Genomic DNA, 16,571 nt, shown 5'->3' on the forward strand with positions numbered 1-16,571 from the left:
CGTACGGAAAAGGGCTCGCCGTCCTGTGGACGACGAGCCCTCACCGTTCAAAGCGATACAAAAACGCAGGTCAGCTGGTTCCTACGAACACCGCGAGCAACAACCACACCACCGGAGCAGTCGGCAGCAGGGAATCCAGCCGGTCCATGATGCCGCCGTGGCCCGGGAGCAGTGTGCCCATGTCCTTGATGCCGAGGTCCCGCTTGATCATCGACTCGCCGAGGTCGCCGAGCGTGGCGCTGCACGCGACCGCGAGGCCGAGCAGCAGGCCCTGCCACCACGTGCCGTCGTCGATGAGGAACTGCATGCACAGCGCGCCCGCCACCATCGCGAACGACACCGCGCCGAACAGGCCCTCGCGGGTCTTTCCGGGGCTGATGCGCGGCGCCAGCTTGTGCTTGCCGAAGCGCCAGCCGACGGCGTACGCACCCGTGTCGCTGACCACGGTCAGCAGCAGGAAGACGAACACCCGCCACGGCCCGTCGTCCGCCGTGAGCAGCATCGCGACGAACGTGGCGAGGAACGGCACGTAGAACGCCGCGAAGACGCCCGCCGTGACGTCCCGCAGATAGCCCTCGGGCGGCTCCGTCATCCGCCACACGAGCACCGCGAGCGAGGTGAGGGCCATCGCGACCCAGGCGCCCTCGGCGCCGCTGACGTACCCGGCGACGACCATCGCCGCGCCGCCGACCGCGAGCGGCACCAGCGGTGCCTTGATCTGCTTGCGCTCTTCGAGGCGGCTGGTCAGCTCCCACAGCCCGACGACCACGGCGACCGCGATGACCCCCACGAAGACGGCCTTCACGATGAAGAGCGACGCGAGGATGACCACGCCGAGCCCCACGCCGACCCCTATCGCGGCCCGCAGGTCGCGGCCCGCCTTCTTCTTCTCCGGCTGGGCGGGCACGGGGGGCACGGGCGGAGGGCTTGCCATGGGCTCCTGCGGCGTCTCGTCGCGGAAGTCAGGGCCGCCCGGCAGAGCGGCCCCCAGATCACGTTCGCGGTCTTCGGCGCCTCTGCCCGCGTCGGGCAGGACGGGCATCTGCTGCGTCCTCGACACGGGCTGGGCGTCGTACGCATCGTATGCAGGCCCCGCCGGGAACGCCCCCTGGGAAGGCCCCTCGGGGGTTCCCCAGTATTCGGGGCTCGGCGGAGCCCCCCAGGAAGAGTCGTTCATCAGACCTCGAGGAGCTCGGCTTCCTTGTGCTTGAGCAGCTCGTCGACCTGCGCCACGTACTTGGCGGTGGTGTCGTCGAGCTCCTTCTCCGCGCGGCGGACCTCGTCCTCGCCGGACTCCTTGTCCTTGACGAGCTTGTCGAGGGCGTCCTTGGCCTTGCGGCGGACGGCGCGGATCGACACCTTGGAATCCTCGGCCTTGGTGCGCGCGACCTTGATGTAGTCCTTGCGGCGCTCCTCGGTCAGCTCCGGGAAGTTCACGCGGATGATGCTGCCGTCGTTGCTCGGGTTGACGCCGAGGTCCGAGTCGCGGATGGCCTGCTCGATGTTGCGCAGCGCGCTCTTGTCGAACGGGGTGACGACCGCCATGCGCGGCTCCGGCACGGAGAACGAGGCGAGCTGGTTGATCGGCGTCAACGCGCCGTAGTAGTCCGCCACGATCTTGTTGAACATCGCCGGGTGCGCACGCCCGGTGCGAATCGCGGCGAAGTCCTCCTTGGCGACCACGACGGCCTTCTCCATCTTCTCCTCGGCCTCGAGGAGGGTTTCTTCGATCACCACTTGCTCCTGCATGTCTTGGGTGGGCCGGGAGTTCTCAGTGCGACCTGAGCCCTTGAGCCCCGGATAACCAGCGTCTTTCCCTGCACGGTGTCCGACCGGCAGGGCATTGTCCATCCCCCGGTCAGGCCCGGGTGCCCTGGTCGCTCACGAGAGTGCCGATCTTCTCACCCTTGACGGCGCGCGCGATGTTGCCCGCTGTCAGGAGCTCGAAGACGAGGATCGGGAGGTTGTTGTCGCGGCACAGGGTGATCGCGGTCATGTCGGCGACCTTGAGGTCCCGGGTGATGACCTCGCCGTACTCCAGCGCGTCGAACTTCACCGCGTCGGGGTTGATCCGGGGGTCGGAGTCGTAGACGCCGTCCACCCCGTTCTTGCCCATCAGCATGGCCTCGGCGTCGATCTCCAGGGCGCGCTGGGCGGCGGTGGTGTCGGTGGAGAAGTACGGCATGCCCATGCCTGCGCCGAAGATGACGACGCGGCCCTTCTCCAGGTGGCGTACGGCTCGCAGCGGGATGTACGGCTCGGCGACCTGGCCCATCGTGATGGCGGTCTGGACGCGCGAGTCGATGCCCTCCTTCTCCAGGAAGTCCTGGAGGGCGAGGCAGTTCATGACCGTACCGAGCATGCCCATGTAGTCGGAGCGGGCCCGGTCCATGCCGCGCTGCTGGAGCTCTGCGCCCCGGAAGAAGTTGCCTCCGCCGATGACGACGGCGATCTGTGCGCCGTCCCTGACGACTGCGGCGATCTCGCGGGCGATGTTGTGCACGACGTCGGGGTCGACACCGAGCCCCCCACCGCCGGCGAACGCCTCACCGGAAAGCTTCAGCATGAAGCGCCCGGCCACCTTGCCGTCATCGCGCTTGTGGTCGGCCGAGTGATCGGCCTTGGCGGCGTCCGCGCCCTGATTCATGGGGATCTCCTCGTGCACATACGAAGAAGGCCATTGCCGGTGGGTACTCGTGGTCCCTAGCGGCAATGGCCTCCTCGTCAGATCTGCGGTCGTCCGTCGCGTGCGCGGCCGACGACTGCCTCAGACCCTAGCGGGGTCTAGTGTCGAACGCTGAACAGACTCAGATGCCGACCTTGATGCGCGAGAAGCGCTTCAGGGTGACACCGGCCTCCTTCAGAACCTGCTCGACGGACTTCTTGTTGTCCAGCGCGTACGGCTGGCCAAGCAGCGTGGCGTCCTTGAAGAAGCCGTTGACGCGACCCTCGACGATCTTCGGGAGCGCGGCCTCGGGCTTGCCCTCGGCGCGGGTGGTCTCCTCGGCGACACGACGCTCGGTCTCGACGACCTCGGCCGGAACGTCCTCACGGGTGAGGTACTTCGGCGCGAAGGCGGCGATGTGCTGAGCGACGCCCTTGGCGACCTCGGCGTTCTCCTGGTCGAACTCGACGAGGACACCGATCTGCGGCGGCAGGTCGGGCATCGTGCGGTGCATGTACGCGGCCACGTAGCCGCCCGTGAACTGCGCGAAGCGGTCCAGGACGATCTTCTCGCCGAGGTTGGCGTTGGCCTCGTCGACGAACGCCTGGACGGTCTTGCCGGCCTCGATCTCGGACGCGAGCAGCGCGGCGATGTCGGCCGGGGAGGTGGCGGCGACGTGCTCGGCCAGCTTGGCGGCGACGGCCTGGAACTTGTCACCCTTGGCGACGAAGTCCGTCTCGCACTTCAGCTCGACGAGGACGCCGGAGGTCTTGTCCTCGGAGATGAGGGAGACGACGGCGCCGTTCTCGGCGGAACGGCCCTCGCGCTTGGCGACGCCCTTCTGGCCCTTGATGCGCAGGGCCTCGACGGCCTTGTCGACGTTGCCGTCGGCCTCGTCGAGGGCCTTCTTGCAGTCCATCATGCCGGCGCCGGTGAGCTCACGGAGCTTCTTGACGTCAGCGGCGGTGTAGTTCGCCATGAGTCTGTGTTTCTCTCTCGGAGTCGATGAGATCTACGAAGATCTGCGGGGCTACGGGTCGACGGCGGGGGCTTGTGGCCCCCGCCGTCAACTACCGAACCTGTGGGTCCCTGTAAAGGGTCAGGCCTGCTCGGCGTCCGCGGCCGGAGCCTCGGGGGTCTCGGCAGCGGCCTCGGCCGGCTTCTCGGCCTCGGCCGCGGGGGCCTCGGCGTCGTCGGCCTTCTTCTCACCCTCGAGCAGGTCGCGCTCCCACTCGGCGAGCGGCTCGCCGGCCGCCTTCTCGCCCGGCTTCGAGTCGCCGGTCGCAGCGCCGGAGCGGGCGATGAGGCCCTCGGCGACGGCGTCGGCGATCACGCGGGTGAGCAGGGTGACGGAGCGGATCGCGTCGTCGTTGCCCGGGATCTTGTAGTCGACCTCGTCGGGGTCACAGTTCGTGTCGAGGATCGCGACGACCGGGATGTGGAGCTTGCGCGCCTCACCGACGGCGATGTGCTCCTTCTTGGTGTCGACGATCCAGACGGCGCTGGGAACCTTCGACATCTCGCGGATACCACCGAGGGTCTTCTCCAGCTTGGCCTTCTCGCGCGAGAGGACCAGGAGCTCCTTCTTGGTGAGACCCGAGGCCGCGACGTCCTCGAAGTCGATCTGCTCGAGCTCCTTGAGGCGCTGCAGACGCTTGTAGACGGTGGAGAAGTTGGTCAGCATGCCGCCGAGCCAGCGCTGGTTGACGTAGGGCATGCCCACGCGCGTCGCCTGCTCGGCGATCGCTTCCTGCGCCTGCTTCTTGGTGCCGACGAACATGATGGAGCCGCCGTGCGCGACGGTCTCCTTGACGAACTCGTAGGCGCGGTCGATGTACGACAGCGACTGGAGCAGGTCGATGATGTAGATGCCGTTGCGCTCCGTGAAGATGAAGCGCTTCATCTTCGGGTTCCAACGACGGGTCTGGTGACCGAAGTGGACGCCGCTCTCCAGCAGCTCCCGCATCGTGACGACGGCCATGGCCGTACTCCTTGAGGTACTCGGTTACCGCGGCTGCCGGTCGGCTGCCGCGCCTGACGCCCCGGTGCGCCGTGCCCTGAACCCTGCGCGGGTAAGGACCGAGAGGCGCGGCCGGCGATGGTGGTGAGACCGCCGGCGGGGCGTGCGAAGTCGATCCGGTCACCCGGATCGCCACAAGAAGTGTACGGGACCCGCACAGTGCCGGGTGACGGCGCTGTCCACAACCAGCGAGTACTCCACAGCCCCCGGTCAAGATCCCCCCGGATCGGCCACTCCCGGGACTCTGATCCCATGTACCGAGCACTCCTGCTGGCCCTGACCGCGGCCGCCACCTGGCCGGTGATCCCACCGGCCGTCGTCCACCCGTGGGCCCCACCAGCCACTCCCTACGGCCCCGGCCACCGGGGCGTCGACCTGGCCGCACCCCCGGGCACCCCGGTACGCGCGGCGGCCGCGGGCCGGGTCACCTTCGCCGGCCAGGTGGCAGGCCAGGGAGTCCTGACCATCACCCTGCCGGGCAGAGCGTCCCCGCCCCTGAGAACGACGTACGAGCCGGTAAGAGCTCTGGTGACGGAGGGCACGGAGGTCGCCGTCGGCCAAGTCGTCGCGACCACTGCCGACACCCCGTCCCACTGCGCGGACGGCTGCCTGCACTGGGGGCTGCTGAGGGGCGACGTCTATGTGAACCCGCTGCTGCTTCTACACCGGGCGGCACCTTCGAGGCTGCTGCCGGTAGCGGGGGTGGCTGAGCCAGGGTGAGGGGCGGTGGGGGTGGGGCCGGTGCGGGCGTGAGGGTGGCCTGCGCCTGAGGGCTTGCGTGGGGGGGGAGGGGGCGGGGGGCGGGGGGGCGGGGGGGGGAGGCCCCCCGAACGTTCAAGCCTTGACGCCCCGCAGGGCCATTGCCACCGCTGCGTCCGCGATCTCGGAGGGGGGTTCTGTCGCGCCCTGTTCGATGCGGCGGACCGCTGCGTCGACGATGCCCTGGAGGAGGACCGCGGCCAGGCGGGGCTGGTCGTGGTTCAGGTCGGCGAGGGCTTCGACGATCATGGCGATCAGGCCGCCGTGGGCGGCTCGGATCTTCTCGCGGGCACCGGCGTCGAGTTCGCTGGCGGAGATGGCGACGACCGCCCGGTGGCGCTGGTCGCCGACGAGGCCGAGCTGGTGGCGTACGTATGCCTCGACCTTGCCCTCGGGGGTGTCGGCCCGCTGCATCGCGCCTTCGATCTCGGCGGCCCAGAGCGGAAAGTCGACGGCGCAGAGCTCCTCGACGACCGCGGCGCGCGAGCGGAAGTACTCGTACACGGACGAGCGGGCGAGGCCGGTGCGCTCGGCCAGAGCGGGGAAGGTCAGCGCTTCCGTGCCGCCTTCGGACAGCAGGGAGCGTGCGGCGTCCAGCAGGGCGTCGCGCTGCATGGTGCGGTGCTCGGCCACGGAGGCCGCTCGGATCCTGGGCACTGTTCTACTTTACGGCCGGGCCGCCGGGGAGATCGGCAGGGACCGTTCGCCGAGGCTTCTCAACGCCCGACGTCGGCCAGCTTGGCTCTCAGCTGGAGCACCGACTTGGTGTGGATCTGGCTGACCCGGCTCTCGGTCACGCCGAGCACGTTGCCGATCTCGGCGAGGGTGAGGCCTTCGTAGTAGTAGAGCGTGACGACGGTCTTCTCGCGCTCGGGGAGCGTGTTGATGGCGCGGGCGAGCAGGCGGCGCAGTTCGCGGTCCTCGGCGACCTCGACGGGGTCGTCGGCGGAGGTGTCCTCAAGCGTGTCCATCAGGCTGAGCCGGTCGCCGCTCTCGCCGCCGACATGCAGCAGCTCTTCGAGGGCGACGACGTTGGCGAGCGACAACTGGCTGAAGACGGCGTGCAGTTCCTCGACGGCGATGCCCATCTCGGAGGCGACCTCGGCCTCCGAGGGGGTGCGTCTGAGCTGGGCTTCGAGGGTCGCGTAGGCGCGTTCGACGGCGCGCGCCTTCTGGCGCACGGAGCGCGGGATCCAGTCCAGCGCGCGCAGTTCGTCGATCATCGCGCCACGGATCCGGGTGATCGCGTACGTCTCGAACTTGATGGCCCGCTCGATGTCGAACTTCTCGATGGCGTCGATGAGCCCGAAGACCCCGGAGGAGACGAAGTCGGCCTGCTCGACGTTGGGCGGCAGGCCCACGCTCACGCGTCCCGCGACGTACTTGACCAGGGGCGAGTAGTGCAGGATCAACTGCTCGCGCAGCCGCTCGTCGCCGGTGGCCTTGTACGACCGCCACAGCTCGTCGAGGGACGAGGGCGCCGGTGGCCGCACGGTGCCGCTGCCGCGGGCAGCCGGGGGCGCTGCCGTGCGATCAGACCCGGAGGTGTGCTGGGGCATGCGTTGCCTTGAGCCGTTCTGCTGTGACGTGAGCGGGGGGCTGTTTCCGGTCGGGGATCCTCGTGAGCGTAGCGTGACTGAGCGGTCGCGGTGCGCGAAGGCCAGGTGATCGGACGGGGTCGCTCCGGTCTGTCGCGGCGCAGGCGCAGGTGGGGGCCGTCGCGCCGCGCGTCGGCCCCGAAAGCGCTGTTGTGCGGCCCGCGGTGGACATAGCCCCTCACCTTGTCACCCGAATGCCCCAGGTCAAGCACCGCCTCGCCGCGCGCTCGCCGGGTGGAGTGCGCCGGCCGTCAACTTCCAGGCGTCGCCGACGCGTTCGACGAAGCCGAGGGAATGCAGTTCGTAGAGCCGGCCGAGTGCTTCATCGGTGGTGGTCCCGGCTTCGCGCGCGAGGTCGCGGGCGGCGGCGGTGCCGCGGGACGGCAGGGCTTCCAGTACGCGGGCGGCGTCGGGAGCCAGGAGGTCCCGGGGCAGTACGGGCCCGCGCCGGGCGGGTGCGAGTTCACCCATGTCTCCGACGAGCTCGATGACTTCCGCGGCGTCGGTGACCAGGACTCCCTCGCCGCGCAGGAGTTCATGGACGCCGGCCGAGAGCCCGCTGGTGGCGGGGCCGGGGACGCCCATCGTGAAGCGGCCGAGCTTCTGTGCGGCGCGGGCCGTAACGAGCGAGCCGCTGCGGTACTCGGCTTCCACGACGACGGTTCCCCGGGTGAGGGCGGCGATGACGCGGTTGCGCAGGATGAACCTGCTGGGTGTCGGATGGTCGCCGGGTGGCAATTCGCCCACGAGGAGGCCTTGTTCGGCGATGCGTCCGATCAACTCGGCGTGCCCTCGCGGGTAGACGACGTCGACCCCGCACGCAAGGACGGCGATGGTCGCGCCTCCGGCGGCGAGGGCGCCGCGATGGACGGCTCCGTCGACGCCCGCGGCCGCGCCGGACACGACGACCCACCCCTTCTCGGCGAGGCCCGAGCCGAGCACCGCGCCCATGTGGGCCCCGTACGGTGTGCAGGCCCGGGCGCCGACCACCGCGACGGAGCGCAGTGCCCATATCCGCAGGTCGCTGTGGCCCCGCACCCACAGACCGACGGGCCGGGCATCGCCGAGGTCGTCGAGTTGGCGGGGCCACTCCTCGTCGCCGGGGGCGAGGAATCTGGCCCCCGCGGCCGCTGCGGTCGCCAGGTCCTGTTCGGGGTCGGCCAGGGCAGCCCGGCGCCGGTGGCTGTCGAGCCGGGCGGGGCTGGCGCCGGGCAGGTCGTCCTCGGGGCCCCGAGGGTCGGTGAGGCGTCGCATCAGGTCGACGGCGCCGTAGGTGCGCAGCCAGCGGCCGCCGCGTTCGTCGCCGGGTTCGATGACGCGGGTGAGGGCGGCTCTGGCGAGGCGTTCGGCGCCCGCACCCGCCGCGTTCACGGGGTGCTCCCGGCCGGCATGGGGGCGCCACGCGAGATGCCGGTGCGCAGCTCCAGGGCAAGGGCGACGTGGCCCGCGTCGGGGCGGTCGGCTCCGGCGAGGTCGGCGATGGTCCAGGCGACGCGCAGGACGCGGTCCAGTCCGCGTGCGGTGAGCAGGCCGCGTTCCATGTCGCGTTCGGCGCCGGTGAGGGCGCCGGGGGCGGTGAGCCAGCGGGTGCGCAGCTCGTGTCCGGGGACTTCGCTGTTGCTGTTCCAGGGAGTGCCGTCCAGACGGGCGGCGGTGCGTTCGCGGGCGGCGAGGACGCGCCCGGCGACAGCTGCGCTGGGTTCGCCGCGGCCGCCTCCGCCGAGGAGGTCTTCGCGGCGTACGGGTTCGACTTCGACGCGTAGGTCGACGCGGTCGAGGAGAGGGCCCGAGAGCCTCGCCTGGTAGCGACGGATCATGGAGGCGGGGCATTCGCATCCCGCTCCGTGCAGGGTGTGGCGGCCGCAGGGGCAGGGGTTGGCGGCGAGGATCATCTGGAACCGGGCGGGAAGCCGGATGACTCCGGCGCTTCGGGCGATGACGACGTACCCGGATTCGAGGGGCTGCCGCAGCGCGTCGAGCGCTTTGCCCGCGAATTCCGGGGCTTCGTCGAGGAAGAGCACTCCCCGGTGGGCGACGGAGACGGCGCCGGGGCGTGGGAGGCCGTTGCCGCCGCCGACGAGGGATTGCATGGTGGCGGAGTGGTGCGGGGCGCAGTAGGGGGCCCGTCGGACGAGGGGTTCGCCGGGCGGGAGGATTCCGGCGACCGAGTGGACGGCGGTCACTTCGAGGGATTCCTGGCGGGTGAGGGGCGGCAGGATGCCGGGCAGCCGTTCGGCGAGCATCGTTTTCCCGGCCCCGGGTGGGCCGGAGAGGAGAAGGTGGTGGCCGCCCGCGGCGGCGATTTCGAGGGCGGCCCGGGCGGCGTGCTGGCCCGCGACGTCGACGAGGTCGAGGTCGCCGTCACGCGGGCCGGCAGTCAGGCCGGTGCCGACTCCGGCGCCGGGCACGACGAGCCCGGCGAGCATCGCGTCCGGGCGGCCCTTCTCGGCGGGTTCCTCCTCGGGGACGGGCTCGTCGGTGAGGACGGCGACGAGCTGGCGCAGGCTGCGCACGCCCAGGACCGAGATGCCGGGCACGAGGGCGGCTTCAGCGGCGGTCTGTTCGGGGACGACGACCTGTTCGTAGCCCGCTTCGGCCGCGGCCAGTACGGCGGGCAGGATGCCGCGCACCGGCCGCACGCGTCCGTCCAGGCCGAGCTCGCCGATCATGACGAGGTCCGTGAGTTCGCGGGGGTCGATGCGTTCGGCGGCGCCCAGGATCGCGCAGGCGATGGCCAGGTCGAAACCGCTACCGCTCTTGGGGACTGATGCCGGGCTGAGCCCCACGGTGAGCTTTTTCTGCGGCCAGGTGTCGCCGGAATTGATGGCTTCCCTATTGAATGAGCTTGTTGAAGCTGATCAAGAGGGGTGCGTACGGGTGGGTTGGCGAGTGTTCTGGGTGCCGCGAGACGCGGAACGAGGCGGCGTACGGAAGAGGGTGCTTAAGGGGTGGGGTGACCTCTCGTCGCGGGAGGACGAGGTGGGTGTACGAGCCGGGGATCCGATCTTCCTCTCGCCTGATCACTGGGTGGATCCGGTTCTGAGTCTTTATGGGCAGTCCCGCGTCTTCCGTAAATACACAGCAGAAACGAAGCGGAACTACACGACGGATATCGCCCTGCTCCTGACCTCGCTGTCGAACCGCGGAAAGTCATGGACCGAAGCGACGCCGAAAGATCTGGAGGATTACGAAGACTGGCGGTGCAATGCGGCAGCGAACCCAAAGCAGATTGGGGGCCCCAAGTGGGATCGAGAGCTCGCGGCGTTCACGAGTTTGTACGGGTGGGCTAAGAAGGCGGGCTACCTGGCTCGAAACCCGGTCCTCATGAGGGAGGTGGTGGGCCCAAACGGCGAGGTCCGGACGGTCGCTGAGCAGAAGGCCGTGGACTCCCGGCCGAGCAATGTGCACTGGTTGACGCCCCGCACCTGGGATTTGTGGACCGACGTGGGCCTTCGTGGTCACACCCGGGACGGGGTTCCGCAGCCTGGCTGGGTGGGGCGGCTCGAGGACCGCAACGTCGCGTTCGTACGGACGGTGCGGTCGTCAGGTCTTCGGCGGCTGGAGGCGGGGTCGCTACTGACCTTCGAAGTGCCCGAACTGCGGCTGGACGGCGGGCGGTACTACCACGGGAAAGTCGCCGCCCAGGTGACCCGATCAAAATCGGCACGGACGTACTACGTCTCGGCCCGCGCGGTCGGCGACACGGAGACCTACAGGGAGTCCTCGCGGGCGTGGGCGGTTCGGCAGGCCCAGATAGCCGGCCGCTACGACCGTCTGCCAGAGATGTGGCTGGTCACTGAGGTCACCCGAGGCCTGAAGCCGAAGGTCCGCTGGTGCGACCAGAACGGCGTCATCGGCGAGCGTGAGCTCAACAAGCTGACCTGGGAGGAGCGGACGCTGCTGTTCGAGGAAGGGCCGCACGGGCCGGAGCCGTTGTGGCTGTGGCTCAACGAGCAGGGCCTGCCGTTCCAGCCGCACTCGTGGGACGGAGTGTTCCGCACGGCGAATCAGCGCTGCGAACAGGTACTGACCCCGCCGCGGCACCTAGGCATGGACCCGCACAAGGTCTACGCCCCCTACGCGACGGTGCATGCCGCCCGGCACTCCTTCGCCTTGTTCATGTTGGTCGTCCTGAACGATCTGATGGACCGGAAGTACGGGCTGACGCCTGAAGAGCGTCGGGACTTCCGGCTTCTCTACGGTGACCCGTGGTTTCTGGTCCAGAACCTGCTTGGCCACGCCAACCGGAAGACCACCGTCAAGCACTATCTCTCGCCGGTCGCGAACTTGCAGCTGGAGTCGATGCTCACCACAGCTGATGCACCGATCGACGCTCCGATGCCCGACCTGGACCGCGTGTTCGCCCGGGTCGCCCGGAACGCAGAGGGAATCCAGGACATCGACGCCCGCATGGCACCCCGCGCCGGTGACGCCGCATGAGCGGCCGTGGGCGCAAAGCCTCGTTGCCTCCCGCAGGCCACTCCCGCCCCGAGCCGTTGGGGCCCGACGGACTGGTCGTTCATCACTACAACAAGGCGGGCCGCGTCAAGGACTACGACTTCGCCACACTGCCGGTCGCGGAGCCGCTGCAACGTTCTCTCGCGGTGCTGTTCGCAGCCCGCTGCAGACCCAATCGCTGGACCTCTCACTTGTCTTCGAAGCAGCCGTGGAACTACCTGAAGGAGTTCACGAAGTACCTGTCCGAACAGCACCAGCCTCCTCGTGATCTCGACGAGCTGACCGGCACCGTGATCGACCGTTGGTGGGAGGACAAGGGCAAGACGGCCGGCGGCCGCGGCACCTTTCGGAGTGTCTGCGCAATGCTGCGGGATGACGCACGACTCCAGTCCGGGACCGTGGCTGATGCCTTGGCCCGGCGCATCCCGGCCTCCAAGAGCACGACCCAGTCCTACAGCACGAAGGAGTTCGACCAGATCAGAACGGCAGCACGGCGGATGTTCCGGGCTGCTTTGCTGCGGATCGAGGAGAACGCTCTGCACCTGGACCGCTGGCGGGCCGGAGAGCTCGAGGAGGGCAGCAGGGACTGGATCATCGGGGAGGCACTGGACATCCTGGCCCGCACCGGCGAGCTTCCCTACCTCGTCGGCCCCACTGGGGCGCCCACCCTGGTCAAGAAGTACCGCCGCGCGCTGGGCGGCCAGGCCACGGAACTGACGTGGCAGAGACTGTTCCTCTCGCGAACCGAGGCCACCGCGCTGGCAGTCCTGCTGCTGGCCGAGTACGGATGGAACCTGTCCGTGATCAACCGGGCCGTCGTCCCGAAAGCCACTCCGGACCCCGGTCTGGACGGCCGTCCGACCTACCGCATCCCGATCGAGAAGCGTCGCCGTGGTGGCGGGAGTTGGTACGCGACTGAGAACGTCACCGATCACGGCGCTGACTCTCCGGGGCGCCTGATCACCCAGGCACTCCAGGCCACCCGCTTCGCCCGCGCGATCGTCGAGGACATGGCTCCTGGCACCGATCTCCTCATCGTCTTCCGGGTCGGCAGCCGCGGGCGCGACACGATGGGCCAGAGGACGACGGACAAGGACTATCACCCGCACGTCGGCCCGTTCGCCTTCACCCTCGCCTCGAGAAATGGCTACGAATGGGCGAAGTTGGCAGGGCTCCGCGGTTCCCCGTTCCGGCGGGGACGCAGGACGGCGGTCGCGGTCAACCGTCGAGAGCCGACCCAGCACTCACAGGAATCCCACGACCGGGACTACGTCCTGCCCGACAAGCAGGTTCAGGATGCAGCTGTCCCCGTCATCGCGGCCGCCGCCGAGGCCGCGGCCCTGCGTGCTCGGGAAACGGTGCTGGTCGCCGAGATGCGGGACACCCGGAACCCTGACGATGTCGAGACCGCGACCGCGGACTGTTCGGACTTCGACAACGGCCCCTATCCCTCCCCTGGCGGGGGCTGCGGCGCCTCGTTCCTGATGTGTCTGGCCTGCACGAACGCACGTGTTCACGCCGACCATCACCCCCGTCTCGCCCACCTGCACGAGGCCCTGACGAACGTGCGCTCAGTGCTGCCGCCGCCACGCTGGGAGAGGGACTGGAGTGATTCACACGCACGCCTCGCAGACCTCAAGAAGAAGATCGGCCCTGGCGGCTGGCAGCGGGCCCTGGCACGGGTCACCAGCGCCGACCGCGAATTGATCCAACTGCTGCTGACCGGAGATCTCGACGCATGAGCACGGCCCTGGAACTGGACCCCTATCGCCTGCCTCTGCCCAATCCCACCACCGCTGTCGTCCCGGCCCACCTGGTCGTCGCCCAGCATGCGCACCTGAATGCCCGCTACGCGGACCAGGTCTGGCCCCTCGCCCCCTTGATCGAAAACCCCAGCGCACGGAGGTACTCGATCTACTGGCAAAATTGCCCGGCTTCCCTCCGGGAGGAAATACGCCTGGTGGCCTGGACGATGATCAACGGGCAGCTGCGGCCCACTTTCCTCAAGGAACGGTCCGGCCGCCTGCGGGCCCGCCTCGCCGGAGAAAGTACGGGCGACACGCTGGGACTCTGGATGGCTCTCGGAACATGGCTGGAGACCCGTGACATCCACACCCTCGCCGCCTGCGACAGCGGCGTCCTGCACGAGTACGGCCTGCGCCTGCGGGACAGCGGAAACAGCCGAGACCGCGTTCAGAAGATTCTGGGCGGCCTGACACGGTTGTGGGCATTCGACCAGCTCAGCGCCCGGCCGACAGGGATCGGACGCCCACCATGGGACGCGCTCGGCGCGGATGACTATCTGCCCCAAGCGTCGTCTGCCGCCGGCGAGAACAGCAGAGAGCCTCTGGCCGAGCAGACGATGGGCCCGCTGTTGGTCTGGGCCATGCGCATGATCGACGATCTGGCTGACGACATCCTCGCAGCGTGGGCCGAGACCAACCGCATCAGCGACATTGCCGAGCGAAACAGAAACACCGCGACGGCCTCGGGCAAGGCTGCCCTGGACGACTACCTCGCCGCAGTGATCACAGGTCAGGCTCCTGTTCCTGCATCCAGTACGCAGGGGAAGCCCGCCTTCGCGCGAACCTACGTGATGGGGCTGACGGGCGCCGCGGGAGGCCAAGTCGACAGGTTGAACAAGCGCCATCGTCTGACACAGGCCGCAGCTGAACGCCCTGGGCCATGCCCTCTGGACGTTCCGGTGACCGGACTGATAGCGGGAGCACCCTGGCGGGAAGCGCTCGACTTCAACGAGACCCCCACCCTCATGAGGCATCTCGGCACCGCCGCGTTCATCGTCTGCGCCTTTTTGACAGGTATGCGCCCAGAAGAATCGCTCGGTATGCGATCCGGCTGCTGCCCCGACCCTGAGCCCGACGACGAGGGCAAGATCGGGCGCCACCTGATCCGCAGCTACGAATACAAGTCCGCCACCGACTACGACGGCAATCACCTGTCGGCCGGCATCGAACGAGACGTGCCCTGGGTGGCCATCACGCCCGTCGTCAACGCGATTCGCGTGCTCGAACGGATAGTGCCCGCTGGCCGCCTTCTCTTCGACCAGCGCATCCACGACATTCGGGCCTCTCGCGCAGGCACCGGGTCGCTGAAGCTCAGTGCGATGCGGAAGCGGATCGAGGACTTCGTCAGCTGGGTGAACACCGAGGCCGCCGCTCAAGGGCTCCCCCACGAGGTGGTTCCCCCGGATCCGCACGGCAAGATCGGCACCTCACGATTCCGCAGATCCCTGGCCTGGCACATCGCTCGCCGCCCAGGCGGACTCGTCGCTCTCGCCATCCAGTACGGCCACATGCGCACCGCACTGGACACCGAGGTCTCCGGGGGATACGGCTCCCGCAGCCGCAACGGGATCCACGACCTGGTCAACATGGAAACTGTCCTGGCTACCGCCGAAACAGCCGCTGACCTCCGTGAACAGTTCGACTCCGGCGGCGGCATCTCCGGGCCCGCAGCCAGGCAGGCGCTGCACGCGGCCCTTCACACTCCGCTCTTCGAGGGACAAGAGGTGAAGGCCGACTACGCCCGCAAATACCTAGCGCGTGACGGATCCGTGCTCTATGACAACCCTCAAGCCCTCCTGATCTGCCGCTTCAAGCGCGATCGGGCACTCTGTCAGCGCGACGGCATCAAGGACACCCCCACCCTGGACGGTTGCGTCCGTGGGTGCGGAAACATCGTCCGCACCGACGCCCACGCAGCCGCACTCCGCATCCGTGCCGACATCCACGACAAGCGTGCCGTCCACACACCGGAGCCCGTCAGTGCCCGGCTCCGGGCCAAAGCCGATCAGGACCGCGCTGACGCCGACGCCCACGACCAGACTCGGATCACCCGACAGGAGGCTGCCGCGTGAGTCCCGCCCTTGACGAACGTGATCGCATCCGCGCAGCGATGGATCGCATCCTGACCGGGGCCCCTTTGGCCTCCACCGGGGCTCTCACGATCGTCGCCCTCGCTCAGGAAGCCGGCGTCCCGAGGAATGCCCTCACTCAGCGGCATCTCGATCTGAAAAATGAGTTCTACGACCGTGTCAAAGAGCGCGGGGCAACTCCAGACGTTGAATCCCGACTTCGCGAGAAGATCGTGAAGCTCAAGAAGACGATCGCCAACAAGAACGAAGAACTCGACCAGCTTCGTTCCGACGTCCCCGCGCTCGTTCGTGCCGTCAACCAACTGACGCTGGAAAACCAGCAACTCCGTGAGGCACTCGCCCAGCCCGCACCGAACGTCGTCCAGTTCCGCAGCAAGCGATCGGCCCACCTGGACGAGTGACAGCGCGCCTTACGGATCCCCGGGCAGGGGCGCCTCCGGCGCCCCTGCCACAAGCCGACAGACGGGCCCTCCGGGCCCTTGGAAAGTCTCGACACGCTGACTTGACAGGGAAGGCGACGGCCGCCCGAACCCGGTCACGGCTCTCGGCGAGGCTCTTGTCGGGGAGGCCGACGAGAGTGAAGGCGGCGACGCCGGGTTCGAGGTCGGCCTGGACCTCGACGACGACTCCTTCGACGCCGACGAGGGCGACCGAGCAGGTGCGTGCGAATCCCATGTCAGGCCACCCCTCGCACGTGTTCGGCCCGCGGGGCGCCCTTGCGGGGCAGTACGACACCGACGAGGTCGATGCGTACGCCGCCGGGCGGTGGTCCTCCGTGGTCGGCGAGCCAATGGCCGGCCAGGCGCTTGAGACGGTCGGCCTTGGCCGGGGTGACGGCGGCCATGGGGTGTTCGTAGGCACCGCTTCTGCGGGTCTTGACCTCGCAGATGACGAGCACGCTCCCGCTGGGGGACGTATCGCTGGCGACGATGTCGATCTCGCCGGTCCTGCCGCAGCGCCAGTTGCGTTCCAGGACTGTCATTCCGGCCGCTTCGAGCAGCCGTACCGCCAGGTCTTCGCCGTATTTTCCGAGTGCTCCGCGAGCGTTCATCCGGCACCACCTCCGGCACCGACTGTCACGCATCCGGCGCGGGCGAGTGGATCTTGGTGGACAGCCCTTCGGTTGTGGAAAACTCCGCCACCCGAAGGAGTCCTTCCACGCCCGGCAGAAGCCCC

14 protein-coding genes and 2 pseudogenes are annotated in these 16,571 nt (G+C 68.9%); 5 read left to right on the top strand and 11 right to left on the bottom strand.

Annotated features, from left to right (window positions below; translation table 11 throughout):
• Positions 1 to 70 precede the first annotated feature (70 nt).
• The 5 genes from ACSHXC_RS11025 to rpsB form a co-directional block, all read right to left on the bottom strand.
• On the bottom strand, positions 71 to 1,177 hold the full coding sequence (locus ACSHXC_RS11025) for a phosphatidate cytidylyltransferase (protein ID WP_438291418.1): 1,107 nt from the start codon (positions 1,175 to 1,177) through the stop codon (positions 71 to 73).
• A complete protein-coding gene (gene frr, locus ACSHXC_RS11030) occupies positions 1,177 to 1,734 on the bottom strand; it encodes a ribosome recycling factor (protein ID WP_120727660.1) in 558 nt (185 codons plus the stop codon). Before frr ends, ACSHXC_RS11025 begins: the two co-directional genes overlap by 1 nt.
• 124 nt (positions 1,735 to 1,858) lie before the next feature.
• Positions 1,859 to 2,647, bottom strand: coding sequence for a UMP kinase (gene pyrH, locus ACSHXC_RS11035; RefSeq protein WP_189968195.1), 789 nt, complete (start codon positions 2,645 to 2,647; stop codon positions 1,859 to 1,861).
• A gap of 160 nt (positions 2,648 to 2,807) precedes the next feature.
• On the bottom strand, positions 2,808 to 3,644 hold the full coding sequence (gene tsf / locus ACSHXC_RS11040; protein WP_344380778.1) for a translation elongation factor Ts: 837 nt from the start codon (positions 3,642 to 3,644) through the stop codon (positions 2,808 to 2,810).
• Positions 3,645 to 3,764: 120 nt separating this feature from the next.
• Complete coding sequence (gene rpsB, locus ACSHXC_RS11045; protein ID WP_438291419.1) at positions 3,765 to 4,646, bottom strand: 30S ribosomal protein S2; 882 nt, start codon at positions 4,644 to 4,646, stop codon at positions 3,765 to 3,767.
• A 291-nt stretch (positions 4,647 to 4,937) separates the two neighbouring features.
• Here rpsB and ACSHXC_RS11050 point away from each other — a divergent pair, with 291 nt between their 5' ends.
• Complete coding sequence (locus ACSHXC_RS11050) at positions 4,938 to 5,405, top strand: M23 family metallopeptidase (protein WP_438291420.1); 468 nt, start codon at positions 4,938 to 4,940, stop codon at positions 5,403 to 5,405.
• Between the two features lie 114 nt (positions 5,406 to 5,519).
• Here the strand turns inward: ACSHXC_RS11050 and ACSHXC_RS11055 are convergent, their stop codons facing one another.
• The 4 genes and pseudogenes from ACSHXC_RS11055 to ACSHXC_RS11070 all read right to left on the bottom strand — a co-directional run.
• Entirely contained in the window at positions 5,520 to 6,077 is a 558-nt protein-coding gene (locus tag ACSHXC_RS11055) for a TetR/AcrR family transcriptional regulator (protein WP_438296524.1), read from the bottom strand.
• A gap of 83 nt (positions 6,078 to 6,160) precedes the next feature.
• The gene (gene whiG, locus ACSHXC_RS11060) at positions 6,161 to 7,003 is read right to left on the bottom strand and encodes an RNA polymerase sigma factor WhiG (RefSeq protein WP_438291421.1); all 843 of its coding nucleotides are present in this window, start codon (positions 7,001 to 7,003) and stop codon (positions 6,161 to 6,163) included.
• Between the two features lie 243 nt (positions 7,004 to 7,246).
• A complete protein-coding gene (gene dprA, locus ACSHXC_RS11065; RefSeq protein WP_438291422.1) occupies positions 7,247 to 8,413 on the bottom strand; it encodes a DNA-processing protein DprA in 1,167 nt (388 codons plus the stop codon).
• Positions 8,410 to 9,867: pseudogene (locus ACSHXC_RS11070) on the bottom strand (YifB family Mg chelatase-like AAA ATPase); the annotation flags it as partial. The pseudogene ACSHXC_RS11070 and the gene dprA, both read right to left, overlap by 4 nt.
• A gap of 64 nt (positions 9,868 to 9,931) precedes the next feature.
• On the opposite strand from ACSHXC_RS11070, the gene ACSHXC_RS11075 reads away from it, so the two are divergent.
• The 4 genes from ACSHXC_RS11075 to ACSHXC_RS11090 are packed head-to-tail and all read left to right on the top strand — an operon-like array spanning position 9,932 to position 15,796.
• Complete coding sequence (locus ACSHXC_RS11075) at positions 9,932 to 11,482, top strand: integrase (RefSeq protein ID WP_438291423.1); 1,551 nt, start codon at positions 9,932 to 9,934, stop codon at positions 11,480 to 11,482.
• Positions 11,479 to 13,242, top strand: a complete 1,764-nt coding sequence (locus ACSHXC_RS11080; RefSeq protein WP_438291424.1) for a hypothetical protein — start codon at positions 11,479 to 11,481, stop codon at positions 13,240 to 13,242. Before ACSHXC_RS11075 ends, ACSHXC_RS11080 begins: the two co-directional genes overlap by 4 nt.
• Positions 13,239 to 15,377: an integrase gene (locus ACSHXC_RS11085; RefSeq protein ID WP_438291425.1), complete on the top strand. Its 2,139-nt coding sequence runs from the start codon at positions 13,239 to 13,241 to the stop codon at positions 15,375 to 15,377. Before ACSHXC_RS11080 ends, ACSHXC_RS11085 begins: the two co-directional genes overlap by 4 nt.
• Positions 15,374 to 15,796, top strand: coding sequence for a hypothetical protein (locus ACSHXC_RS11090; protein ID WP_438291426.1), 423 nt, complete (start codon positions 15,374 to 15,376; stop codon positions 15,794 to 15,796). Before ACSHXC_RS11085 ends, ACSHXC_RS11090 begins: the two co-directional genes overlap by 4 nt.
• Before the next feature lie 115 nt (positions 15,797 to 15,911).
• On the opposite strand, the pseudogene ACSHXC_RS11095 reads toward ACSHXC_RS11090, so the two are convergent.
• Positions 15,912 to 16,070, bottom strand: a pseudogene (locus tag ACSHXC_RS11095) (magnesium chelatase domain-containing protein); the annotation flags it as partial.
• A gap of 1 nt (position 16,071) precedes the next feature.
• Entirely contained in the window at positions 16,072 to 16,446 is a 375-nt protein-coding gene (locus tag ACSHXC_RS11100) for a YraN family protein (RefSeq protein ID WP_438291427.1), read from the bottom strand.
• Positions 16,447 to 16,571 lie beyond the last annotated feature (125 nt).

Origin of the sequence: Streptomyces sp. HUAS TT7 (assembly GCF_051550175.1) — a bacterium.
Taxonomy (GTDB): Bacteria; Actinomycetota; Actinomycetes; order Streptomycetales; family Streptomycetaceae; genus Streptomyces.

Coding starts and splice junctions, on each gene's coding strand:
- ACSHXC_RS11025 (WP_438291418.1), bottom strand. CDS start 1,177: ATGAACGACTCTTCCTGGGGGGCTCCGCCGAGCCCCGAATACTGGGGA.
- pyrH (WP_189968195.1), bottom strand. CDS start 2,647: ATGAATCAGGGCGCGGACGCCGCCAAGGCCGATCACTCGGCCGACCAC.
- tsf (WP_344380778.1), bottom strand. CDS start 3,644: ATGGCGAACTACACCGCCGCTGACGTCAAGAAGCTCCGTGAGCTCACC.
- rpsB (WP_438291419.1), bottom strand. CDS start 4,646: ATGGCCGTCGTCACGATGCGGGAGCTGCTGGAGAGCGGCGTCCACTTC.
- ACSHXC_RS11050 (WP_438291420.1), top strand. CDS start 4,938: ATGTACCGAGCACTCCTGCTGGCCCTGACCGCGGCCGCCACCTGGCCG.
- whiG (WP_438291421.1), bottom strand. CDS start 7,003: ATGCCCCAGCACACCTCCGGGTCTGATCGCACGGCAGCGCCCCCGGCT.
- ACSHXC_RS11080 (WP_438291424.1), top strand. CDS start 11,479: ATGAGCGGCCGTGGGCGCAAAGCCTCGTTGCCTCCCGCAGGCCACTCC.
- ACSHXC_RS11085 (WP_438291425.1), top strand. CDS start 13,239: ATGAGCACGGCCCTGGAACTGGACCCCTATCGCCTGCCTCTGCCCAAT.
- ACSHXC_RS11100 (WP_438291427.1), bottom strand. CDS start 16,446: ATGAACGCTCGCGGAGCACTCGGAAAATACGGCGAAGACCTGGCGGTA.